A 22,737-nucleotide genomic window follows, 5' to 3' on the forward strand; every position below is an offset into this window, starting at 1 on the left:
AAGTTCTACTTGTCGTCGATGTCCGGCAGGAATTCACGCCGGCCCGGCCGGGAGGCAACGGGAATCCGTTGCCCAACCCCCGCACCCGGGCGTGTCGCCGTCTCGCACACCCGGCGACCGATCCCCGAACACGGGACGGCCTGGGATGCCAGTCGTCGATGAACCCGCTGCTCCGATTCTACGCGCCGGTCGTTGCCGACCGCGCACCGGAGCACGCACGAGGGCCCGGCGTCGCGGGCACCGCAGACCAGGTTAGCCTGCGGGCCTCAGCGCCGTCAAAGCGTGGCCCGTTGACCTGCATCACTCCCCCGCCGGCGGCGGGGGCGGGTGGCGGGGGCCGACCGTCGCCGGCCGGCCCCCGCCGGTACCTCACACGCCGCGGAAGTCCACGCCGTAGGTGTCCGACCCGAAGTCGAGGTCGTCCAGCATGATCGAGTCCGACCCGCCCGCGGGGGCGAAGTCGAGCTCGCTGTAGCCCATCCGGGAGAACGCGGCGGCCTTGGCCTCCTCGGTCGGCTCGACCTCCACGTTGCGGTAGCGGGGCAGGCCCGTACCGGCGGGGATGAGCTTTCCGAGGATGACGTTCTCCTTGAGGCCGAGCAGCGGGTCACGCCGCCCGCTCATCGCGGCCTCGGTGAGGACCTTCGTCGTCTCCTGGAAGGAGGCGGCGGAGAGCCACGAGTCCGTGGCGAGCGAGGCCTTGGTGATGCCCATGAGCTCCGGACGGCCGGAGGCGGGGGTGCCGCCCTCGGCAACGGTCCGACGGTTCTCGTCCTCGAAGCGGCCACGCTCGGCGAGCTCGCCCGGCAGGAGCCGGGAGTCGCCGGAGTCGAGGACGGTCACGCGCCGGAGCATCTGGCGCACGATGACCTCGATGTGCTTGTCGTGGATGTCCACGCCCTGGGAGCGGTAGACCTCCTGGACCTGGTCGACGAGGTGCTTCTGGACCGCACGCGGCCCGAGGATGCGCAGCACCTTCTTCGGGTCGACGGCGCCGGCGATGAGCTGGCGCCCGACGCCGATGTGCTCGCCGTCCTCGATGAGGAGGCGCGACCGCCGCGTGACGGGGTAGATCATGTCCTCCCCGCCGTCGTCGCGGGTGATGACCAGGCGGCGGCTGCGGTCCGTGTCCTCGATCTTCACGCGGCCGGCGGCCTCGCTGATCGGCGCCTCACCCTTGGGGGTGCGGGCCTCGAAGAGCTCCTGGACACGGGGCAGACCCTGGGTGATGTCGTCGGCCGAGGCCGCACCACCGGTGTGGAACGTCCGCATGGTCAGCTGGGTGCCGGGCTCGCCGATGGACTGGGCGGCGATGATGCCGACCGCCTCACCGATGTCGACGAGCTTGCCCGTGGCCAGCGAGCGGCCGTAGCACTTCGCGCAGGTACCGACCCGGGACTCGCAGGTGAGCACGGAGCGGACCTTGACCTCCTCCACGCCGGCCTCGATGAGGCGGGCGATGAGGACGTCGCCGGCGTCGGCCCCGGCGGCGGCAAGGACCGTGCCGTCGGCCGCCGTGACGTCGGAGGCCAGCGTGCGGGCGTAGACGCTCGTCTCGACCGTCTCGCTGCGGCGCAGCCCGGACTCGTCGCGGTCGGCGATCCGCATCGTCAGACCCTGGTGGGTCCCGCAGTCGTCCTCACGGACGATGACGTCCTGGGAGACGTCGACGAGGCGTCGCGTGAGGTAGCCGGAGTCGGCGGTCCGCAGAGCGGTGTCGGCCAGGCCCTTACGCGCACCGTGCGTGGCGATGAAGTACTCGAGGACGGACAGGCCCTCGCGGTAGTTCGACTTGATGGGCCGCGAGATGATCTGGCCCTTCGGGTCGGCCACCAGGCCACGCATACCGGCGATCTGACGGACCTGGTGCCAGTTACCACGGGCACCGGAGGAGACCATGCGGAAGACGGTGTTGCGGGCGGGGAAGTTCTTCCGCATCGCAGCGTCGACCTCATTGGTCGCCTCGGTCCAGATGTCGATGAGCTCCGAGCGGCGCTCGTCCTCGCTCCGCCGGCCCAGGTCGTACTCGCGCTGGACCTTCTCCGCCTTGACCTCGTACTGCTCGAGGATGGCGGCCTTGTTCGCCGGGGCGACGACGTCGGAGACGGCAATGGTCACGCCCGAGCGGGTGGCCCAGCGGAAGCCGGCCTCCTTGAGCGCGTCCAGGCTCGCGGCGACCTCGACCTTGGGGTAGCGCTCGGCCAGGTCGTTGACGATGGCCGAGAGCTCCTTCTTGCCGACGACCCCGTTGACGAAGGGGTAGTCCACCGGCAGCAGCTCGTTGAAGAGCGCGCGGCCGAGGGAGGTCTCGAGGATGATCGGCTCGCCCTCGGCCCACCCCTCCCGCGCCGTCCAGCCGAGCGGCGGCACGAGGTCAGTGAAGCGGATCTTGACGACCGCGTTGATGTCGAGGATCCCCGCGTCGAAGGCCATGATCGCCTCGGCGAGCGAGGCGTACGCCCCACCCGTGCCCTTGGCGTCCTCGCGGTCACCCGTGAGGTGGAACAGCCCGATGATCATGTCCTGGGTGGGCATGGTGACGGGGCGGCCGTCCGACGGCTTGAGGATGTTGTTGCTCGAGAGCATGAGGATGCGGGCCTCGGCCTGCGCCTCGACGCTCAGCGGCAGGTGGACCGCCATCTGGTCGCCGTCGAAGTCGGCGTTGAACGCACCGCAGACGAGCGGGTGGAGCTGGATGGCCTTGCCCTCGACGAGCTGCGGCTCGAACGCCTGGATGCCCAGGCGGTGCAGCGTGGGGGCGCGGTTGAGCAGCACCGGGTGCTCGGTGATGACCTCCTCGAGCACGTCCCACACCTGCGTGCGGGCGCGCTCGACCATCCGCTTGGCGGCCTTGATGTTCTGGGCGTGGTTGAGGTCGACGAGCCGCTTCATGACGAAGGGCTTGAAGAGCTCGAGCGCCATCTGCTTGGGCAGGCCGCACTGGTGCAGGCGCAGCTGCGGGCCGACGACGATGACCGAACGGCCCGAGTAGTCCACGCGCTTGCCGAGGAGGTTCTGGCGGAACCGGCCCTGCTTGCCCTTGAGCATGTCGGAGATCGACTTGAGCGCACGGTTGCCCGGGCCCGTCACCGGGCGCCCACGGCGGCCGTTGTCGAACAGCGCGTCGACGGCCTCCTGGAGCATCCGCTTCTCGTTGTTGACGATGATCTCCGGCGCGCCCAGGTCGAGCAGCCGCTTGAGGCGGTTGTTCCGGTTGATGACGCGGCGGTACAGGTCGTTGAGGTCCGAGGTGGCGAAGCGCCCACCGTCGAGCTGGACCATCGGGCGCAGGTCCGGTGGGATGACCGGGACGGCGTCGAGGACCATGCCCATGGGCGAGTTCTCGGTGGTGAGGAAGGCGTTGACGACCTTGAGGCGCTTGAGGGCGCGGGTCTTGCGCTGGCCCGTGCCGGAGCGGATGGTCTCGCGCAGCGACTCGGCCTCGGCCGCCAGGTCGAAGCTCTCCAGGCGCTTCTGGATCGCCGTGGCGCCCATGTAGCCCTTGAAGTAGATGCCGTACCGGGCCTGGAGCTCGCGGTAGAGCAGCTCGTCGCCCTCGAGGTCACCGACCTTGAGGTTCTTGAACCGGTCCCAGACCTGGTCGAGGCGCTCGAGCTCGGCGTCGGCGCGCTTGCGCAGCTGCGCCATCTCGCGCTCGGCCGACTTGCGGACCTTGTCCCGCGCGTCCGCCTTGCCGCCGGAGGCCTCGAGCTCGGCGAGGTCGGCCTCGAGCCGCTGGGCGCGGGCCTCGATGTCGGTGTCCCGACGGCGCGCGACCTCGGCCCGCTCGAGGTCCATCTCGTTCTGCAGGCTGGTGAGGTCCTCGTGACGACCCTCGTCGTCGACCTCGGTGATCATGTACGCCGCGAAGTAGATGACCTTCTCGAGGTCCTTCGGGGCGAGGTTGAGGAGGTACCCCAGGCGCGAGGGGACGCCCTTGAAGTACCAGATGTGGGTCACCGGCGCGGCGAGCTCGATGTGGCCCATGCGCTCACGACGGACCTTCGAGCGGGTGACCTCGACGCCGCAACGCTCGCAGATGATGCCCTTGTAGCGCACGCGCTTGTACTTGCCGCAGCTGCACTCCCAGTCCCGCGTGGGTCCGAAGATCCGCTCGCAGAAGAGGCCGTCACGCTCGGGCTTGAGCGTGCGGTAGTTGATCGTCTCGGGCTTCTTGACCTCACCGTTCGACCACTCACGGATCTCTGCAGCCGTGGCCAGGCCGATGTGGAGCTGGTCGAAGACATTGACGTCGAGCAAGGTTTTCCTACTTCCTTCGGCGAATCACCGTGTGGAACTTACGTGGGGCCCGGACGCCGGCGCCGCCCCCTGGGGGCGGCGCCGGCGGTCGGCCTCAGATGTCGTCGACGCTGGACGCGTCGGGACGGCGAGACAGGTCGATACCGAGCTCGTCAGCAGCGCGGTACACCTCCTCGTCGGCGTCACGCAGCTCGATGGCGTTGCCTTCGGCGTCGAGGGCCTCGACGTTCAGGCACAGCGACTGCATCTCCTTGATGAGCACCTTGAACGACTCCGGGATGCCCGGCTCGGGGATGTTCTCGCCCTTGACGATGGCCTCGTAGACCTTGACGCGACCGGGGATGTCGTCGGACTTGATGGTGAGGAGCTCCTGGAGCGCGTAGGCCGCGCCGTACGCCTCGAGGGCCCAGACCTCCATCTCGCCGAACCGCTGGCCACCGAACTGCGCCTTACCACCGAGCGGCTGCTGGGTGATCATCGAGTACGGGCCGGTCGACCGGGCGTGGATCTTGTCGTCGACGAGGTGGTGGAGCTTGAGGATGTACATGTAGCCCACCGCCACCGGCTCGGGGAACGGCTCGCCGGAGCGGCCGTCGAAGAGCCGGGCCTTGCCGGAGGCGTCGACCATGCGCTCGCCGTCCCGGTTGGGGACCGTCGAGGTGAGCAGGCCGGTGAGCTCGGTCTCGGCGATGCCGTCGAAGACCGGCGTCGCCACCGGGGTGCCCGGCTCGCCACGCAGGGACTCGACCGGGAGCTTCTCGCGCCAGGAGGTGTCGCCCTCCGCGGTGGTCGCGTCCCAGCCCTGCTTGGCGACCCACCCGAGGTGGGTCTCGAGGACCTGGCCCACGTTCATGCGACCGGGGACGCCGAGCGGGTTGAGGATGATGTCGACCGGCGTGCCGTCCTCGAGGAACGGCATGTCCTCCACGGGCAGGATCTTCGAGATGACGCCCTTGTTGCCGTGGCGTCCGGCGAGCTTGTCACCGTCGGTGATCTTGCGTCGCTGGGCGATGTAGACCCGGACCATCTGGTTGACGCCCGCGGGCAGCTCGTCGCCGTCCTCGGCGTTGAACTCCTGGATGCCGATGACCGTGCCGGACTCGCCGTGGGGCACCTTGAGGGAGGTGTCGCGGACCTCGCGGGCCTTCTCGCCGAAGATCGCCCGGAGGAGGCGCTCCTCGCTGGTGAGCTCGGTCTCGCCCTTGGGCGTCACCTTGCCCACGAGGACGTCGCCGGCGCTGACCTCGGCACCGATCCGGATGATCCCGCGCTCGTCGAGGTCCGCGAGGACCTCCTCGGAGACGTTGGGGATGTCCCGGGTGATCTCCTCGGCGCCCAGCTTGGTGTCGCGGGCGTCGACCTCGTGCTCCTCGATGTGGATCGAGCTGAGGACGTCCTCGGCCACGAGGCGCTGCGACAGGATGATCGCGTCCTCGTAGTTGTGGCCCTCCCACGACATGAACGCCACGAGGAGGTTGCGGCCGAGCGCGAGCTCGCCGTCGTCCGTGGCCGGGCCGTCGGCCAGCGCGGAGCCGACCTCGACGCGGTCACCCTCGTCGACGAGCACGCGCTGGTTGTACGAGGTGCCCTGGTTCGAGCGGCGGAACTTCGCCACGCGGTAGACCTGGGTGCTGCCGTCGTCGGCCGCGACGTGGATGGCGTCGGCGGAGACCTCGGCCACCACACCGGGCTTGCTGGCGACGATGACGTCACCGGCGTCGACGGCGGCGCGGCGCTCCATGCCCGTGCCGACCAGGGGGGCCTCGCTGCGGACCAGCGGGACCGCCTGGCGCTGCATGTTGGCGCCCATGAGCGCGCGGTTGGCGTCGTCGTGCTCGAGGAACGGGATCATCGCGGTCGCGACGGAGACCATCTGGCGCGCCGAGACGTCCATGTAGTCGATCTCGGACGGCGGGACGTTGGCGACCTCGCCGCCACCACCCCGGGTCCGGACGAGCACGCGGGGCTCGAGGAACGTGCCGTCCTCGCCGAGCACGGCGTTGGCCTGGGCGATGACGTGGCGGTCCTCGTCGTCGGCGGTGAGGAAGTCCACCTGGTCGGTGACCCGGCCGTCGACGACGCGACGGTAGGGCGTCTCGACGAAGCCGAAGGCGTTGATCCGGGCGAACGTCGCCAGCGAGCCGATGAGGCCGATGTTCGGGCCCTCGGGGGTCTCGATGGGGCACATGCGGCCGTAGTGCGACGGGTGGACGTCGCGGACCTCCATGCCGGCGCGGTCACGGGACAGACCACCCGGGCCCAGCGCGGACAGACGACGCTTGTGCGTCAGGCCGGCGAGGGGGTTGTTCTGGTCCATGAACTGCGAGAGCTGCGAGGTCCCGAAGAACTCCTTGATGGAGGCCACGACCGGGCGGATGTTGATGAGGGTCTGAGGCGTGATCGCCTCGACGTCCTGCGTCGTCATCCGCTCGCGGACCACACGCTCCATCCGCGACAGGCCGGTGCGGACCTGGTTCTGGATGAGCTCGCCGACGGCGCGGATACGCCGGTTACCGAAGTGGTCGATGTCGTCCGTCTCCACGCGGACGGAGACCTGCTCGCCGTCGCGCTCGGTGACGATCTCGGTGTCGCCGTTGTGCAGGGCGGCGAGGTACTTGACCGCGGCCTTGATGTCCTCGATCGACAGCACGGAGTCGCTGAGCTCGCCGGTGGTGCCGAGCTTCTTGTTGATCTTGTAGCGGCCGACCTTGGCGAGGTCGTAGCGCTTGGGGTTGAAGTAGTAGTTCTCGATGAGGTTGCGACCGGCCTCGACCGTCGGCGGCTCGCCGGGACGGACCTTGCGGTAGATGTCGAGCAGGGCCTCGTCCTGGGTGCTGACGTTGTCCTTCTCGAGCGTCTCGAGGATGACCGGGTAGTTCGCGTACTCCTCGCGGATCTCCGACTCGGTCATGCCGAGGGCGCGGAGGAAGACCGTGACGGACTGCTTGCGCTTGCGGTCGATGCGCACACCGACGGCGTCGCGCTTGTCGATCTCGAACTCGAGCCACGCACCACGGCTGGGGATGACCTTGGTGGTGAAGACGTCCTTGTCGGACGTCTTGTCGGGGGTGCGCTCGAAGTACACGCCCGGCGAGCGGACGAGCTGGGAGACGACGACCCGCTCGGTGCCGTTGATGATGAACGTGCCCCGCTCGGTCATCAGCGGGAAGTCACCCATGAAGACCGTCTGCGACTTGATCTCGCCGGTCTCGTAGTTGATGAACTCCGCGGTGACGAACAGCGGCGCCGCGTAGGTGAAGTCCTTCTCCTTGCACTCCTCGGCCGTGTACTTCGGCGGCTCGAAGCGGTGGTCGCGGAAGGACAGCGACATGGACTGGCCGAAGTCCTCGATGGGCGAGATCTCTGCAAAGATCTCCTCCAGCCCCGAGGTCTGGGGCACGTTCTTCTCACCGTTGGCCACGGCGGCCGCGACGCGCTCGCGCCAGGCGGGGTTGCCCAGCAGCCAGTCGAAGCTGTCGGTCTGCAGGCCGAGAAGGTCAGGGGCCTGCAGCGGCTCCTTGATCTTGGCGAACGAGACCCGGCGAGATGCGGTCCGTGTGGCGATGGCGTCAGCGGTGGGAGCAGAAGGGGTGCGCGAGGCAGCCAAAGGGGATCCTTCCCTGCGAATTGTGTGCACACTGCGCTGCCGGGATGCGTTGCCTGGCGTCCCGTGGATACGCGCGAGCGGGCTGATGGCTCGTGGATGCGCGATCGGGTCGGGCGCCGGGCAGGCGGAGGTCAGCGCAAAGCGCAAGCATACACGCCGTGGCCAGGGCAAGTCCACGCTGGACTGCGTCGTCCGTCACTGCGCGGCGCCCCGGGGCCCACCGCCCACACCATACGGTATCTACGGCCTCGCGCAACCATGTGCCGACGACTTCGGCCCGGGACCCCTGACGGGTCCCGGGCCGATGCCCCGCGAGAGCGGGGAGGTCGTGCTGGTGGTGCGTCCTACTTGACGGACACCGTGGCGCCGGCGCCCTCGAGGGCCTCCTTGGCCTTGTCGGCGGCGTCCTTCGCGACACCCTCGAGGACCGCCTTGGGGGCGGAGTCCACGAGGTCCTTGGCCTCCTTGAGGCCGAGGCTCGTGAGCGCGCGGACCTCCTTGATGACCTGGATCTTCTTGTCGCCGACGGACTCGAGGACGACGTCGAACTCCGTCTTCTCCTCGGCCTCCTCCTCGGCGCCGGCGCCGCCGGCGGCCGGGCCCGAGGCCACCGCGACGGGGGCCGCGGCGGTGACCTCGAAGGTCTCCTCGAACTGCTTCACGAACTCGGAGAGCTCGATGAGGGTGAGCTCCTTGAAAGCCTCGATGAGCTCGTCGGTGCTGAGCTTCGCCATGGTGGGCGTTCCTTCCTACTCCTGCTGCGCGAGCAGCGCTGGGGTTGCTTCCGGGGCCTGGTCAGGCCTCGGTGGCCTGCTTCTCGCGCAGGGCCTCGATGGTCCGCACCGCCTTGGAGGCGGGAGCGGTGAACAGGTAGGCAGCGCCGTAGAGCGCCGCCTTCATTGCGCCAGCAGCCTTGCCGAGCAGGACCTCGCGGGACTCGAGGTCCGCGAGCTTCTCGACGTCGGCGCCCGTCAGGGCCCGCCCTTCGAGGACGCCCCCCTTGATGACGAGCTGAGGGTTCGCCTTGGCGAAGTCACGCAGGCCCTTGGCCGCCTCGACCGGCTCCCCGGTCACGAAGGCGATCGCCGTCGGCCCGGACAGCTCGCCCTCGAGGGAGTCGAGACCGGCCTCCTTCGCCGCGATGGCGGTCAGCGTGTTCTTCACCACGGCGTAGCTGGCGTTCGAGCCGAGCGAGCGTCGCAGCCGCTTGAGCTGGGCGACGCTGAGCCCGCGGTACTCGGTCAGCACGACGGCGTTCGACTCGCGGAACAGCTCCGTGAGCTCGGCAACCGCTGCCACCTTGTCAGGCCTCGCCATGGCCCTCCTTCCGTTCGTGCCGCCGGTCGTGGTGTCCTCAGACATGACGAAAGCCCCGCGCAGGATGGGCACGGGGCTGTGAGGACGACCGTCTGGGACGGCCGGCACGGCTCGTTACTCACCTGCGCTGGCTCCGCTGCTGCGGACTTGGCCCCGTCATGGCAGACGGGCGACCGGCGGTCTTGGGCAACGGTGAGACTACCCCCCGGGGGCCGCAGGTCCAAATCGTCCCGCCCGCCTGGGCCAGGGACGCCCGCGGGCGCGGGCGACCCAGGGGCGCGGCCGGCCGGGATCCGGCGCCGGCGCAGCTCCGGCGCGCTGGCCCGCAGACGCCGGCGGCCCGGCACCGTGATCGGTGCCGGGCCGCCGGGTGGTGCGGGGGGGGTGCGTCAGGCTGCGTCCTCGGAGGTGAGGTTGCGGGTCTTCGTCGCGTCGAGCGGGATGCCCGGGCCCATCGTCGTCGTCAGCGTCGCCTTGGAGATGTAGCGGCCCTTGGAGGAGGCCGGCTTGAGCCGGAGGATCTCGTCCAGGGCGGCGGCGTAGTTCTCCACGAGCTTGGTGTCGTCGAAGGAGACCTTGCCGATGACGAAGTGGAGGTTCCCGTGCTTGTCGACGCGGAACTCCACACGACCGCCCTTGATCTCCGTGACGGCCTTGGTGACGTCCATGGTCACCGTGCCGGTCTTCGGGTTGGGCATGAGACCGCGGGGGCCGAGGACGCGGCCGAGGCGGCCGACCTTGCCCATGAGGTCCGGGGTGGCGACGGCGGCGTCGAAGTCGGTGTAGCCGGCCGCGACCTTCTCGATGAGCTCGTCGCCGCCGACCTCGTCGGCGCCGGCGGCGAGGGCCTGCGCGGCCCGCTCGCCGGTGGCGAAGACGATGACGCGGGCGGTCTTGCCCGTGCCGTGCGGCAGGTTGACGGTGCCGCGCACCATCTGGTCCGCCTTGCGGGGGTCGACGCCGAGCCGGAAGGCGACCTCGACGGTGGCGTCGAACTTCGCCGCCGACGTCTCCTTGGCAAGGCGGATCGCCGCGAGCGGGGCGTACACCGTGGTGCGGTCGATCTTCTCGGTCGCCTGGCGGTAGTTCTTGCTACGCGTGGTCATGCTGCTTCTCCTTGTGAGCAGTCGTGGTCAACGGGTCCGCGCGGACCCTGCCACGGGGCACCCTGGGGTGCCGGAACGGGTGAGCGGTGCTCAGTCCTGGACGGTGATGCCCATGGACCGGGCGGTGCCGGCGATGATCTTCGAGGCGGCCTCGACGTCGTTCGCGTTGAGGTCCTCGAGCTTGGTCTCGGCGATTTCACGGACCTGGTCGCGGGTGAGCGTGGCGACCTTGACCGTGTGCGGGGTTCCGGAGCCCTTGGCGACCCCGGCCGCCTTCTTGATGAGCTCCGCGGCCGGCGGGGTCTTGGTGATGAAGGTGAAGGAGCGGTCCTCGTAGACCGTGATCTCCACCGGCACGACGTTCCCACGCTGCGCCTCGGTGGCGGCGTTGTACGCCTTGCAGAACTCCATGATGTTGACGCCGTGCTGACCGAGCGCGGGACCGATCGGCGGCGCGGGGGTGGCGGCGCCGGCCTTGATCTGAAGCTTGATCAGCCCGGCGACCTTCTTCTTGGGGGGCATGTCGGGTCCTTACCGTTCCAGTGGGATAGGCGCCGGTGACCGCCGGCGCCGTCGTGCGTGGCCGGTGCGGACGCACCGGCGCTCTCTCAGATCTTGGCGACCTGCGAGAACGAGAGCTCGACCGGGGTCTCCCGGCCGAAGATGGAGACGAGCACCTTGAGCTTCTGCGACTCCGGGGTGATCTCGGAGATCGTCGCGGGCAGGGTCTCGAACGGGCCGTCGGTGACGGTGACGGACTCACCCACCGAGAACTCGACCTCGATGACCGGAGCCGCAGCGCCGGACGTCGACTCGTTCTTCGCCGACGACTTGGGCGCCAGCGTGGGGGCGAGCATGGAGAAGACCTCGTCCTCGGTGAGGGGGACGGGCTGGTGCGTGTGGCCGACGAACCCGGTGACGCCGGGGGTGTGGCGCACGGCGCCCCACGACTCGTCGGTGAGGTCCATCCGGACGAGCACGTAGCCGGGGATACGGACCCGGTTGACGACCTTGCGCTGCGCGTTCTTGATCTCGACGACGTCTTCCATGGGCACCTCGACCTGGAAGATGTAGTCCTCCATGTTGAGGCTCTGGGTGCGGTTCTCGAGGTTGGCCTTGACGCGCTTCTCGTAGCCCGCGTAGGAGTGGACGACGTACCACTCGCCCGGCTGCGTGCGGAGCTCGCGGCGGAACTCCTCCTCCGGGTCGAGCTCCTCGTCGGCGACGGGCTCGGCGGCCTCGTCGGCGACCGGCTCGGTGTCGGCGGTGTCGTCACCGGTCTCGAGCGCGTCCGGCAGGTCCGCGGGGACCTCGGCCTGCTCGTCGCCGCGCACGACGTCGCTGATGTCGTCGGCGACGCCGTCCTGGGTGCTGTCGAGGTCGGCCTCGTCGGCCGCTGGCTCCAGCGTCTCCTCAGACACAGGTCACCTGCTTTCTCGTTGATGCGGTGGCGTGCCGGCGGGACGCAGGCACACCGGCGCGGAAGTGGGGCGCCGGTCGGCGGTCAGCCGCCGAAGACCCACAGGACCAGTCGCCCGAAGGCGAGGTCGAGCACGCCGACGTAGGCCATGACGGCGAGCACGAAGACGATGACGACCGCGAAGTACGTGAACAGCTCGTTCCGCGTGGGCCGGACGACCTTCTTCAGCTCGGCGATCACCTGGCGGACGAACAGGGCGATGCGACCGAAGAAGCCCCGGCCCTTGGTCGAGCGAGGCTCGGCGGGACCGCGCCCGGCACGCTCGGGACTGCCCGACGTCGTGCTCGCAGACTCACTCACTGACGGATCCTCACTTCTCTGGGTCGCGTCGACCGGGGTTCGTCCGACCGCTCGGACCATACGTGCAGGGCAGGAGGGACTCGAACCCACAACCGCCGGTTTTGGAGACCGGTGCGCTACCAATTGCGCCACTGCCCTATGGCCGCTGCTCCCTCCGCGCCGCCGTCGTACTCCGAAGAGCGCGCTCCAGCGTGGCGGGAGTCAACCACCGCCGACGAGTGTACGCCCCTGGGACCCCCGGGGTCGAACCGGCCCCGTGCCGCGAGGGAGCGCTCTCGTCGACCCGGTCGCCCGGTCGCGGTCCGGCGCCGGCCGCAGGCCCGCCCGTGGCCGCCCGTGCCGCGGCGCGATCGCCCCGTCCGCGAGACGGCCCGCGCGGCGGTCCCGACCTCGCGCGTGCCACGATAGGGGGCGTGAGCGAGCCCACCCCCGTCCCGAGCCCCGCCGCCCCGAGCGGACCCTCCGACGCCGCGTCCCGGCCCCGCGTGTCCGCCCGCCTGGCGGCCATCGCCGAGTCCGCCACGCTCGCCGTCGACGCGAAGGCCAAGGCCCTCAAGGCCGCCGGCCGCCCCGTCATCGGCTTCGGGGCCGGGGAGCCGGACTTCCCCACGCCGGACTACATCGTCGAGGCGGCGGTCGCCGCCGCCCGCGAGCCGGTCAACCACCGGTACACCCCTGCCAAGGGGCTGCCGGTGCTGCGCGAGGCCATTGCCGCCAAGACCCTGCGGGACTCCGGCTACGCGGTCTCCCCCGACTCCGTCCTCGTCACCAACGGCGGCAAGCAGGCCGTCTACCAGGCGTTCGCGGCCGTCCTCGACCCCGGTGACGAGGTCCTCCTCCCGGCGCCGTACTGGACGACCTACCCCGAGGCGATCGCCCTCGCCGGCGGGCGCTCCGTCGAGGTCTTCGCGGGCGTCGAGCAGGACTACCTCGTCACCGTCGAGCAGCTCGAGGCGGCGCGGACCCCGCGCACCAAGGCGCTGCTGTTCTGCTCGCCGTCCAACCCCACCGGCGCGGTGTACTCCGCCGAGCAGACCGCGGAGATCGGCCGCTGGGCGTACGAGCACGGCGTGTGGGTCATCACCGACGAGATCTACGAGCACCTGCTCTACGACGGCGCGGAGTTCTCCCCCATCCAGCGCCTCGTCCCCGAGCTCGTCGACACCTCCATCGTCCTCAACGGCGTCGCGAAGACCTACGCCATGACGGGCTGGCGGGTGGGCTGGATGATCGGGCCCGCCGACGTCATCAAGGCGGCGACGAACCTCCAGTCGCACCTCACCTCCAACGTCGCCAACGTCTCCCAGCGCGCGGCCGTCGCCGCGCTCACCGGGGACCTCTCGGCGGTCGAGCAGATGCGCACGGCGTTCGACCGGCGCCGGCGCACCATGGTGGACATGCTCCGCGCCATCGACGGCGTCGTCTGCCCGACGCCGCGGGGGGCGTTCTACGCCTACCCCAGCGTGGCCGGGGTGCTCGGCCGGACCATCCGGGGCCGCACGCCCCGCACGTCCGCCGAGCTCGCCGACCTCATCCTCGACGAGGTCGAGGTGGCCGTGGTGCCCGGCGAGGCCTTCGGCCCCAGCGGCTTCCTGCGGCTGAGCTACGCGCTCGGGGACGACGACCTCGTCGAGGGCGTCGGGCGGATCCAGGAGCTCCTCGCGTAGCACTCGGAGCACGCCGGGTGCCCGGGGGTCACCGGGCGCCGGCGAGCCAGCGCTCGGCCTCCGCCAGGCGCCCGAGCGCGTCGGCGCGCCACGGCCCGCCGGGGCGCTGCGCCCCGGCGACGAGCGAGAGCACCACCCCGGCGCACCGCGCCCGCAGGGCCGCCGGGTCGACGAGCTGCTCGCACTGCGCCGTCCAGGTGGCGAGCACCTCCCGGACGCGCGGGTAGGTCGCCGGCGCCAGGTGCGGCAGGACGCTCACGTGGGCGAGGAGGCAGGCGAGGTCGTCGACGCGGTGCCCCGGGCCCACGCCGTCGACGTCGAGCAGCGCGCTCACCGACCGGCCGGCCATGAGGAGGTTCGCCTCGTAGAGGTCGCCGTGGGTGGGGACCACGGGTCCCGGGTCGGTGGCGCCGAGGGCCCGGGCGATGCCCTCGGCGAGGGCGGTGATGCGGCCCGCCTCGTCGGGGAGCACGGTCGCCGCGGCGTGCGCGTAGTGGGCGGCACGCTCCGACCACGCCGGGCGGCGCGGGAGCGCCAGCGCCGCCGACGGCAGGCGGTCGAGCACGCCGACGACGTCGTCGAGGACGGCGCGTGCGGCCTCCTCCCCGAGCCCTCGGGCCAGGACGGTGGCGAGCGGCGTGCCGCGTCCCGCACTGAGGACCACCATGCCGTCGTCGAACGCCGCGAGGCTGCGCGGGGCCGGCACGCCCGCCGCGCAGAGCATGCGGTGACGGTCGACGAAGGCCTCGACGGCGCGCGGGCGCACCACCTTGACGAACACCAGCCCGCCGTCGACGCCGCCGCCCCGGGCGCGCAGGACCGCGCGGCGCAGGGGGCGGTAGGTGACGAGCTCCACGTCCGGCGGTGCCGCCAGGCCCAGCCGGTCCGCCAGCAGGCCCGGTGAGCAGCCGGTGGCCAGCGCCGGGAGCTCGGGGTCCGCGGGGTGGCGCCAGACGTGCACGACGACGCCGTCGCGCTCGAGGCGCACCAGGCCGGCGCAGCCGGGGCCGGCCAGCCGCGCGGTCGTCGCGCACAGGTACTCCTCCCCGTCCGCGTCAGCGACGGTGTACCCCACGCTGACGCCGGCACCGGGGCGGTGGTGCACGGCGTGGACCTCCCACTCGCCCAGGCCCGCACCCTCCTCGGCGAGCGCGGCCGCGAGGAGCTCGCCGGCACCCGGACCGGTGAGCAGCGCGACCTCGAGCCGCTCCCGGGCCGAGGTGGTCGCATCCATGGCCCCAGTCCACCACGGGGGCGGCCCCGCCCGCTTCGGTGGCAGACTCGCACCCGTGCGGGACCTCACGACGTTGCCGAAGGCGCACCTCCACCTTCACTTCACCGGCTCGATGCGGCCGGCGACGATGATCGACCTCGCGGAGCAGGCCGGGGTCCGCCTGCCGCCGGCGCTCCTCGACGGCGAGGCGCTGCGGGTGCCGGCGGACCAGCGGGGCTGGTTCCGCTTCCAGCGCCTCTACGACTCCGCCCGGGCGGTGGTGCGCTCGGAGGCCGCGATGCGCCGCGTGGTGCGCGAGGCCGCCGAGGACGACGCCGCGGAGGGCTCGCGGCGGCTGGAGATCCAGGTCGACCCCACCTCCTACGCCCCCTACGTCGGCGGCATCACGCCCGCGCTGGAGATCGTCCTCGACGAGGCCCGTGCGGCGAGCGCCGCGACCGGCGTCGACGTCGGCGTGGTGGTGGCGGCCTCGCGTACCCGGCACCCGCTGGACGCGCGCACGCTCGCCCGACTCGCCGTCAACCACGCCCACGAGGGCGTCGTCGGCTTCGGGCTGAGCAACGACGAGCGCCGTGGGCGCACCCTGGAGTGGGCGGGCGCCTTCTCCATCGCCCGCCGCGCCGGGCTCGCCGCCGTCCCCCACGCCGGCGAGCTCCTCGGCCCCGACCACGTGCGCGACGTCCTCGCCCACCTCGGCCCGCGCCGCCTGGGCCACGGCGTGCGCCTGGCCGAGGAGCCCGCCCTGCTGGCCCAGGTGGTCGAGGCGGGCATCGCCCTGGAGGTCTGCCCGGCGAGCAACGTGGCCCTGGGCGTCTACCCCGACACCGCCGCCGTCCCGCTGCGCCCGTTGGTCGAGGCCGGTGCCCTCGTGGCGCTGGGCGCGGACGACCCGCTGCTCTTCGGCTCCCGGCTGGTCGAGCAGTACCGCACCGCGCGCGACGTCCACGGCTTCGACGACGCCGAGATCGCCGACCTCGCCCGCTCCTCCATCCGCGCCAGCACGGCCCCCGCGGACCGCAAGCGGCACTGGCTCGCCGAGGTCGACGACTGGCTGGCGGCATGACCCACGTCGTGGCGCGCCTGCGCTCCCTTCCCGCCACCACGCGGCCGGGGCCGGGCCAACGGCCCTACGTCCTCGTCCACGGGATCGGGACGTCCTCGCGGTACTTCCGCCCCCTCGCCGCCGAGCTGCGCCGCACGGGGCCGGTCCACGCCGTCGAGCTACCCGGGTTCGGGCCCCTCCCCCGCCCCGACCGCACGCTCACCATGGCCGAGCTCGGCGACGTGGTGCACACGGTCCTCGTGGGCGCCGGGATCGCCGACGCGGTGCTCGTCGGGCACTCGATGGGAGCCCAGGTCGTCGTCGAGACGCTCGTCCGCCATCCCGGGGTGGCGCGGACCGCAGCCCTCATCGGCCCCACGACCAACCCGGCCGAGGCCACGGCCGTGCGGCAGGGCCTGCGCCTGGCCCAGTCCGGGCTGCACGACAGCTGGGCCGCGGGGGGCGTCGTGGCGAGCGACTACGCCCGCGCCGGCCTGCGCTGGTACACCCGCATGCTGCGCGTCATGCTCGACCACCCCCTCGAGGAGCGGCTCCCCCTGGTCGACGCCGATGTCCTCGTCCTGCGCGGCCAGCACGACACCGTGGCTCCCCCCGCCTGGGTCGACCGCGTCGTCGAGCTGCTCCCCCGCGGGCAGGGCGCCGTCGTCGCCGGCGGCGGCCACGCCGTCATGTACGACCGGCCCCGGGCGGTCGCCGCCCTCGTCCGCGAGCTGGCCGAGGACTGACCGTGCGGTGGGCGCGGCGGCTGGTGCTGTGGGGGGTGGACTACCTCGCCATCACCGCGTGGCAGGCCCGTGGGCTGCTCACCGCGCGCCACCCCGAGCGCCACACGCGGGCGGGCGGCACCGCCGCCCCCGTGGTGCTCGTCCCCGGCATCTACGAGACGTGGACCGTCTTCCGAATCCTCGCCGCCGCGCTGCACGACCGCGGCCACCCCGTCCACCCGGTGCCCACCCTCGGCTACAACCGGGGGCCCGTCGAGGAGATGGCGGCGCGCACCGCCCGCCTCGTCCTCGAGCGCGACCTGCGCGGCGTCGTCCTCGTCGCGCACAGCAAGGGCGGCCTCGTCGGCAAGCAGGTCATGCTCGACCCGGCGGTTGCCGACCGGGTGGTCGGCATGGTCGCCGTCAACACGCCCTTCGCCGGCTCCCGCTACGCCGTGTGGATCCCCGTCCGGGCCGTGCAGGCCCTCGGGCCGAAGGCCCCTGGCATCCTGGCCCTGGCCGGGCAGCGCGAGGTCAACGCCCGCATCACGTCCGTCTACCCGACCTTCGACCCCCACGTGCCCGGCGGGTCCGCGCTCCCGGGCGCGCGCAACGTGGAGATCCCCACCACCGGCCACTTCCGCACGCTCGTGCACCCGCAGGTGGTCGACGCCGTCGTCGCCGAGGTGGCGCGGCACGCGGCATCCGGCGCCGACGCCGGCGGGCCCCCCGCGGCCGAGGGGGCCGCCGGGCACGGCTAGAGCGCGGCGCCGACGAGGACCGGCTCGGGGACCAGCTCGATGCCGAACCGGGCGCGGACGCCGTCGCGGACCTCGCGGGCCAGCGCCAGGACATCCTCCGCGCGGGCGCCGCCCCGGTTCGTCACGGCGAGCGGGTGCTTCGTCGACAGCGCGGCCGGCCCGGGCAGCCCGAACCCCTTGTCGAAGCCGGCGCGGGTGATGAGCCACGCGGCGGACGTCTTCACCAGGCCCGGCACCGCCGGGGCCGCGCCCCCGATCTGGCCGATCCGGGTGTGGTCGGTGACCGGGAAGCGCGGGGCGTCCTCGGGCAGGAGCGCGTCCGCCTCGCCGGTGGCCAGGACGGGGTTGGTGAAGAACGACCCGGCCGACCACGTGTCGGGGTCGGCGTCGTCGAGGACCATCCCCTTGCCGCGCCGCAGGTCGAGCACGGCGGCCCGGACCTCGGCGGACGGCACCCGGGCGCCCGTGGCCACGCCGAGCGTGCGGGCCAGCTCGGCGTAGCGGACCGGTGCCGAGAGCGTGGCCAGGCGCAGCTGGAGGTGGACGTCGAGGACGACGTAGCGGCCGGTGGGGCCCCACGTGCGGCCGTCGCCCGCCTCGGGGTCGGCGACGGAGCGTTTCAGCACACTCGTGCGGTAGCCCAGGCCCAGCTCGCCGACGGCGAGCATCCGGACCCGGCGGCGGGCGCGGTCGTACACGGTGACCGAGGACAGCGTCTCGGCGACCTCCTGGCCGTAGGCGCCGACGTTCTGCACCGGCGTCGCCCCCGTGGACCCGGGGATGCCGGAGAGCGCCTCGACACCCATCCAGCCCTGCTCGACCGCCTCGGCGACGACGTCGTCCCACGGCTGGCCCGCGGGCACGTCGACGGCGGCGCCCGCGCACGAGGAGTCGGCCTGGGCGCGGATGCCCCGGCGCGCGTCGCGCACGACGAGCCCGTCGAAGCCGGCGTCGGCGACGAGGAGGTTGGACCCCCCGCCGAGGACGAGGACGGGCGTGCCGGCGTCGTCGGCGTCGCGGACCGCCGTGACGAGGTCGTCGGCGGTGGTGGTCTCCACCAGGCGCGCGGCGGGTCCGCCCACGCGCAGGGTGGTGAGGTCGGCGAGGGTCGTCACGGGCACCACGCTACGGCCGGGCCGCGGCGGCGGCGCGGGCCGCCCCGGGCAGGGCGGCCAGGATCCGCTCGATCGCCGCGTCGTCGTGCGCGGCGGAGAGGAACCACGCCTCGTACAGGCTCGGCGGCAGGGCGACGCCCGCGTCGAGCATCGCGTGGAAGAACGGCGGGTAGCGGAAGACGTCCTGGCGCTGGGCCTGGGCGTAGGAGGCGACGCCGTCGCGGGCGGCGGCCTCGCCGAGCATGACGGAGAAGAGGTTCCCGGCCCGTTGCACCCGGTGGGGCACCCCCTGAGCCTCCAGCGCGGCCCCGGCCGCGTCGGCGACCACCCGCGCCGCGGCGTCGACCCGGGCGTAGACGTCGGTGTCGGCCAGCCGCAGCGTCGCCAGGCCCGCGGCGGTGGCCAGCGGGTTCCCGGACAGGGTCCCCGCCTGGTAGACGGGCCCGGTCGGGGCCAGCAGCTCGAGCAGGTCGGCCCGGCCGCCGAGGGCGGCGAGCGGCATCCCGCCGCCGAGGACCTTGCCGAAGGTGAGGAGGTCCGGGGTGTAGCCGTCAGCCACGCCCTCCAGCCCCCACCAGCCCGCCGGGCCCACCCGGAAGCCGGTGAGGACCTCGTCGAGGACGAGGAGCGCCCCGTGCTCGGCGGTGAGGCGGCGCAGGGCGGCGTTGAACCCCGGGGCGGGGGGCACGACGCCCATGTTCGCGGGCGCCGCCTCGGTGACGACGGCGGCGATCTCGTGGCCGCGCTCGGCGAAGACCGCCTCGAGGGCGGCGACGTCGTTGTACGGCACGACGATCGTGGTCGCCGCGCTGGCCGCGGGGACGCCGGCCGAGCCCGGCAGGGCGAAGGTCGCCAGGCCGGAGCCCGCCTCCGCCAGGAGGGCGTCGACGTGCCCGTGGTAGCAGCCGGCGAACTTCACGATGAGGTCGCGCCCGGTGGCACCGCGGGCCAGTCGCACCGCGGTCATCGTCGCCTCGGTCCCCGTGGAGACGAAGCGGACCTCCTCCACGGCGCCCACCCGCGCCCGCACCGCCTCGGCGAGCTCGACCTCGGCGACCGTCGGGGCGCCGAAGGAGAGCCCGCGGGCGGCGGCGGCCTGGACGGCGGCGACGACCTCGGGGTGCGCGTGGCCCAGCAGGCCCGGCCCCCAGGACATGACGAGGTCGACGTACTCGCGGCCCGCGACGTCGGTGACGTACGGCCCGCGGGCGGAGGCGATGAAGCGCGGCGTGCCGCCCACGGAGCCGTAGGCGCGTACCGGTGAGCTCACCCCGCCGGGGATGACGGCGCGGGCGCGCGCGAAGAGCTCGGGCATCGGGTCGGTCATGGGGCTCCTTCTCGGTGGGACGTCTCGCGGTGCGGCTCAGCGCAGCCAGCGGGCCAGCTCGGTGGCCCAGTAGGTGAGGACGACGTCCGCCCCCGCCCGGCGGATGCTGAGGACGGTCTCCTCGATGGCCCGGCGGCGGTCGATCCAGCCGTTCGCCGCCGCGGCCTCGATCATCGCGTACTCGCCGGAGACCTGGTACGCGGCGACGGGCACCGGCGAGAGGCGGGCGACGTCGGCGAGGACGTCGAGGTAGCTCATGGCGGGCTTGACCATGACGAGGTCGGCGCCCTCGGCGAGGTCGAGGGTGGCCTCGCGCAGCCCCTCGCGGGCGTTGGCCGGGTCCATCTGGTAGGTCGCCCGGTCGCCGGTGAGCTGGGAGTCGACCGCCTCCCGGAAGGGCCCGTAGAACGCCGTGGCGTACTTCGCCGAGTACGCCAGCACAGCTGTGCTGGTGTGGCCCGCCCCCTCGAGCGCATCGCGCACCGCCCGCACCTGCCCGTCCATCATCCCGCTGAGGCCGAGGACGTGGGCGCCGGTCGCGGCCTGGGCGAGCGCCATCTCCTGGTACCGCACGAGTGTGCCGTCGTTGTCCACGCCGCCGCGCCCGTCGAGGAGCCCGCAGTGGCCGTGGTCGGTGAACTCGTCGAGACACAGGTCCGCCATGACGACGAGCGCGTCGCCGACCTCCTCCACGAGCGCCCGCAGCCCGGCGTTGAGGACGCCGTCGGGGTCGGTGGCCGCGGAACCCACCGCGTCCCGCACCGAGGGGACGCCGAAGAGCATGAGCCCGCCCACCCCGGCGTCGGCCGCCTCGTGGGCCGCCCGCCGCAGGGAGTCCATGGTGTGCTGGACGACGCCCGGCATGGACCCGATCGCGACCGGCTCGTCGATGCCCTCGCGCACGAACAGGGGCAGGACGAGGTCGGACGGGTGCGTGCGGTGCTCGGTGACGAGCCAGCGCATCGCCGGCGTCGACCGCAGCCGGCGGGGACGCTCAGCGGGAAGGGGGGTGGGGGTCATGGTCTCTCCCTGGGATCAGTGGGCTGCGAGGTGAGGGCTGCGGCGGCCGCCCGCACAAGCCCCGCGGGGGTCTGCTCGTGCGCGACGGCGTCGACCCGCAGGCCGAGGCCGCGGGCGGCGCGGGCGGTGGGCTCGCCGATGGCGACGACCACTGCCCCGGGCGGCCCGTAGCGCTCGAGGAGGGCGGCGGCGGTGCTGCCCGAGGTGAGCAGCACGACGTCGACCCGTCCCGCGCGCAGCTCGGCGGCGGCCCCGGGGTCGGCCGGGGCGGGCACGGTGGTGTAGGCGACGACGTCGTCGACCTCCCAGCCGCGCGCGCGCAGGCCGTCGACGAGGGTGGGGCCGGCGAGCGCGGAGCGCGGCACGAGCACCCGGCCGGCCGGCGGCACGGGCCAGGCGGCGAGGAGGTCGGCGGCGCTCGAGCGCCCCGCCGGGACGAGGTCGACGCGCGCGCCGGCGCCGCGCAGCGCGGCGGCGGTCCCCGGCCCGACGGCGGCGACGCGGGCGGTGAGCGCACCGAGGGCGATCCCCCGGGCGGCCGCCCCGCCGGCGAGCACGGCGACCGCGCGCGGGCTCGTCAGCGCGAGCCAGGCGTGCTCCCCGCGGACGAGGGCGTCCAGGGCGTCGTCGAGGCCGGGTGCGGGCACGGTCCGGACCAGGGCGACGGGCAGCGCCTCGCCGCCCGCGGCGCGCACGGCGGCGACGACGGCGTCATCGGGGTCCGTCCGCGGCACGAGGACGCGGCGGCCGGTGAGGTCGGGGCTCGTCGTCGGCCCCCTATCGCGCGTCGGGGACGCCGGGAACGGGCCGGCGGCCGGCGGCTTCGGGCTGGGGCAGCCCGGCGACCTCCGCGGCGCCGTCGGCGAGCAGGGCGTCCGCGGCGGAGCGCCCCAGCCGGGCGGCGACGTCGAGGGCCGAAGCCGGGTCGTCCGGCACGTCGGCGGACTCGGTGCGCAGGAGCCGGCGGGTGCCGGCCGGGTCGAAGACCCCCGCACGCAGCTCCAGGCGGGCGGTGCCGGGCACGAGGTGCGCCCACGCGGCGACGGGCGCGGCGCACCCGGCCTCGAGGGCCGCGAGCAGCGTCCGCTCCGCGACGACGGCGAGGCGGGTGGGGGCGTGGTCGATGGCGCGCAGGGCGTCGCCGGTGGGCCCGGGAAGGTCCTCGGCGCGGCACTCGACGGCGAGGGCTCCCTGCCCCGGGGCGGGGAGCATGACGTCGGGGTCGAACGCCTCGGTGACGGGGTCCAGCCGGCCGAGCCGGGCGAGGCCGGCGCGCGCGAGGACGACGGCGTCGAGGTCGGCGCCCACCCGGGCCAGCCGGGTCCCCACGTTGCCGCGGATGTCGACGACCTCGAGGTCACCGCGCGCCAGGCGCAGCTGGGCGGCACGGCGCGGGGACCCGGTGCCCACGCGGGCGCCGAGGGGCAGCCCGACGAGGGTGTGCCCGTCCCGGGCGCAGAGGGCGTCGCGGTGGTCGGCGCGCTCCGGCACGGCGCCGACGACGAGGCCGGGGACGTCCGCGGTGGGCAGGTCCTTGAGGGAGTGCACCGCGAGGTCGCACCGCCCGGCGAGCAGTGCCTCGCGCAGGGCCGCGGCGAACACGCCCGTACCCCCGAGGCTGGCGAGGGAGGCGGTGGACACGTCCCCCTCGGTGCGCACCCGGACGAGCTCCACGTCGCGCCCGCTGGCGGCCGCGAGCGCGTCGGCGACCATCTGCGTCTGGGTGAGGGCGAGCTCGCTGGCCCGGGTGCCGATGCGCAGGGGGGAGGTGCTCAC

General features: G+C 73.2%; 18 protein-coding genes and 1 tRNA gene. 4 read left to right on the forward strand and 15 right to left on the reverse strand.

Translation table 11 applies throughout. From position 1 onward, the window contains the following. Positions 1 to 369: 369 nt before the first annotated feature. The 9 genes from EBO36_RS12585 to EBO36_RS12625 form a co-directional block, all read right to left on the reverse strand. A complete protein-coding gene (locus EBO36_RS12585) occupies positions 370 to 4,260 on the reverse strand; it encodes a DNA-directed RNA polymerase subunit beta' (RefSeq protein ID WP_122824932.1) in 3,891 nt (1,296 codons plus the stop codon). Positions 4,261 to 4,354: 94 nt separating this feature from the next. Further along, positions 4,355 to 7,867, reverse strand: coding sequence for a DNA-directed RNA polymerase subunit beta (gene rpoB / locus EBO36_RS12590; RefSeq protein ID WP_122824933.1), 3,513 nt, complete (start codon positions 7,865 to 7,867; stop codon positions 4,355 to 4,357). 344 nt (positions 7,868 to 8,211) lie between these two features. After that, entirely contained in the window at positions 8,212 to 8,601 is a 390-nt protein-coding gene (gene rplL, locus EBO36_RS12595; RefSeq protein ID WP_122824934.1) for a 50S ribosomal protein L7/L12, read from the reverse strand. A gap of 61 nt (positions 8,602 to 8,662) precedes the next feature. Then, entirely contained in the window at positions 8,663 to 9,184 is a 522-nt protein-coding gene (rplJ, locus tag EBO36_RS12600; protein ID WP_122824935.1) for a 50S ribosomal protein L10, read from the reverse strand. A gap of 389 nt (positions 9,185 to 9,573) precedes the next feature. Next, positions 9,574 to 10,290, reverse strand: coding sequence for a 50S ribosomal protein L1 (gene rplA, locus EBO36_RS12605; protein ID WP_122824936.1), 717 nt, complete (start codon positions 10,288 to 10,290; stop codon positions 9,574 to 9,576). A 90-nt stretch (positions 10,291 to 10,380) separates the two neighbouring features. Beyond that, complete coding sequence (rplK, locus tag EBO36_RS12610) at positions 10,381 to 10,812, reverse strand: 50S ribosomal protein L11 (protein ID WP_122824937.1); 432 nt, start codon at positions 10,810 to 10,812, stop codon at positions 10,381 to 10,383. A gap of 86 nt (positions 10,813 to 10,898) precedes the next feature. Continuing rightward, a complete protein-coding gene (gene nusG / locus EBO36_RS12615; protein ID WP_122824938.1) occupies positions 10,899 to 11,711 on the reverse strand; it encodes a transcription termination/antitermination protein NusG in 813 nt (270 codons plus the stop codon). Between the two features lie 83 nt (positions 11,712 to 11,794). Further along, complete coding sequence (gene secE / locus EBO36_RS12620; RefSeq protein ID WP_164471467.1) at positions 11,795 to 12,070, reverse strand: preprotein translocase subunit SecE; 276 nt, start codon at positions 12,068 to 12,070, stop codon at positions 11,795 to 11,797. A 65-nt stretch (positions 12,071 to 12,135) separates the two neighbouring features. After that, positions 12,136 to 12,208, reverse strand: a tRNA-Trp gene (locus tag EBO36_RS12625). A gap of 275 nt (positions 12,209 to 12,483) precedes the next feature. On the opposite strand from EBO36_RS12625, the gene EBO36_RS12630 reads away from it, so the two are divergent. Next, the gene (locus tag EBO36_RS12630; RefSeq protein WP_164471468.1) at positions 12,484 to 13,737 is read left to right on the forward strand and encodes a pyridoxal phosphate-dependent aminotransferase; all 1,254 of its coding nucleotides are present in this window, start codon (positions 12,484 to 12,486) and stop codon (positions 13,735 to 13,737) included. 28 nt (positions 13,738 to 13,765) lie between these two features. Here the strand turns inward: EBO36_RS12630 and EBO36_RS12635 are convergent, their stop codons facing one another. Beyond that, positions 13,766 to 14,971 carry a phosphotransferase family protein gene (locus EBO36_RS12635; protein ID WP_122824941.1) on the reverse strand — a complete coding sequence of 402 codons (1,206 nt, stop codon included), beginning with the start codon at positions 14,969 to 14,971 and terminating at the stop codon, positions 13,766 to 13,768. 55 nt (positions 14,972 to 15,026) lie between these two features. On the opposite strand from EBO36_RS12635, the gene EBO36_RS12640 reads away from it, so the two are divergent. From EBO36_RS12640 to EBO36_RS12650, 3 genes are read left to right on the forward strand one after another with little or no spacing between them, the layout of a single operon-like run. After that, positions 15,027 to 16,034 carry an adenosine deaminase gene (locus tag EBO36_RS12640; RefSeq protein ID WP_122824942.1) on the forward strand — a complete coding sequence of 336 codons (1,008 nt, stop codon included), beginning with the start codon at positions 15,027 to 15,029 and terminating at the stop codon, positions 16,032 to 16,034. Then, positions 16,031 to 16,759: an alpha/beta fold hydrolase gene (locus EBO36_RS12645; protein ID WP_122824943.1), complete on the forward strand. Its 729-nt coding sequence runs from the start codon at positions 16,031 to 16,033 to the stop codon at positions 16,757 to 16,759. The genes EBO36_RS12640 and EBO36_RS12645 overlap by 4 nt, the downstream gene beginning before the upstream one ends. A 2-nt stretch (positions 16,760 to 16,761) precedes the next feature. Then, positions 16,762 to 17,499 (forward strand): esterase/lipase family protein, encoded by a 738-nt coding sequence (locus EBO36_RS12650; RefSeq protein ID WP_122824944.1) that lies wholly within the window; start codon positions 16,762 to 16,764, stop codon positions 17,497 to 17,499. On the opposite strand, the gene EBO36_RS12655 is transcribed toward EBO36_RS12650, so the two are convergent. The 5 genes from EBO36_RS12655 to hemC are packed head-to-tail and all read right to left on the reverse strand — an operon-like array spanning position 17,496 to position 22,737. Beyond that, complete coding sequence (locus EBO36_RS12655; RefSeq protein WP_244925284.1) at positions 17,496 to 18,614, reverse strand: UDP-N-acetylmuramate dehydrogenase; 1,119 nt, start codon at positions 18,612 to 18,614, stop codon at positions 17,496 to 17,498. The genes EBO36_RS12650 and EBO36_RS12655 overlap by 4 nt on opposite strands. Positions 18,615 to 18,624: 10 nt before the next feature. Continuing rightward, positions 18,625 to 19,941, reverse strand: a complete 1,317-nt coding sequence (gene hemL / locus EBO36_RS12660) for a glutamate-1-semialdehyde 2,1-aminomutase (protein ID WP_122824946.1) — start codon at positions 19,939 to 19,941, stop codon at positions 18,625 to 18,627. A gap of 36 nt (positions 19,942 to 19,977) precedes the next feature. Further along, entirely contained in the window at positions 19,978 to 20,961 is a 984-nt protein-coding gene (gene hemB, locus EBO36_RS12665; protein ID WP_122824947.1) for a porphobilinogen synthase, read from the reverse strand. Then, positions 20,958 to 21,695, reverse strand: coding sequence for a uroporphyrinogen-III synthase (locus tag EBO36_RS12670; RefSeq protein ID WP_122824948.1), 738 nt, complete (start codon positions 21,693 to 21,695; stop codon positions 20,958 to 20,960). Before EBO36_RS12670 ends, hemB begins: the two co-directional genes overlap by 4 nt. 43 nt (positions 21,696 to 21,738) lie before the next feature. After that, a complete protein-coding gene (hemC, locus tag EBO36_RS12675; RefSeq protein ID WP_280525420.1) occupies positions 21,739 to 22,737 on the reverse strand; it encodes a hydroxymethylbilane synthase in 999 nt (332 codons plus the stop codon).

Source organism: Georgenia faecalis (genome assembly GCF_003710105.1).
GTDB classification, from domain to species: Bacteria; Actinomycetota; Actinomycetes; order Actinomycetales; family Actinomycetaceae; genus Georgenia_A; species Georgenia_A faecalis.

Coding starts and splice junctions, on each gene's coding strand:
- rplL (WP_122824934.1), bottom strand. CDS start 8,601: ATGGCGAAGCTCAGCACCGACGAGCTCATCGAGGCTTTCAAGGAGCTC.
- rplJ (WP_122824935.1), bottom strand. CDS start 9,184: ATGGCGAGGCCTGACAAGGTGGCAGCGGTTGCCGAGCTCACGGAGCTG.
- rplA (WP_122824936.1), bottom strand. CDS start 10,290: ATGACCACGCGTAGCAAGAACTACCGCCAGGCGACCGAGAAGATCGAC.
- rplK (WP_122824937.1), bottom strand. CDS start 10,812: ATGCCCCCCAAGAAGAAGGTCGCCGGGCTGATCAAGCTTCAGATCAAG.
- EBO36_RS12635 (WP_122824941.1), bottom strand. CDS start 14,971: ATGGATGCGACCACCTCGGCCCGGGAGCGGCTCGAGGTCGCGCTGCTC.
- EBO36_RS12645 (WP_122824943.1), top strand. CDS start 16,031: ATGACCCACGTCGTGGCGCGCCTGCGCTCCCTTCCCGCCACCACGCGG.
- hemL (WP_122824946.1), bottom strand. CDS start 19,941: ATGACCGACCCGATGCCCGAGCTCTTCGCGCGCGCCCGCGCCGTCATC.
- hemB (WP_122824947.1), bottom strand. CDS start 20,961: ATGACCCCCACCCCCCTTCCCGCTGAGCGTCCCCGCCGGCTGCGGTCG.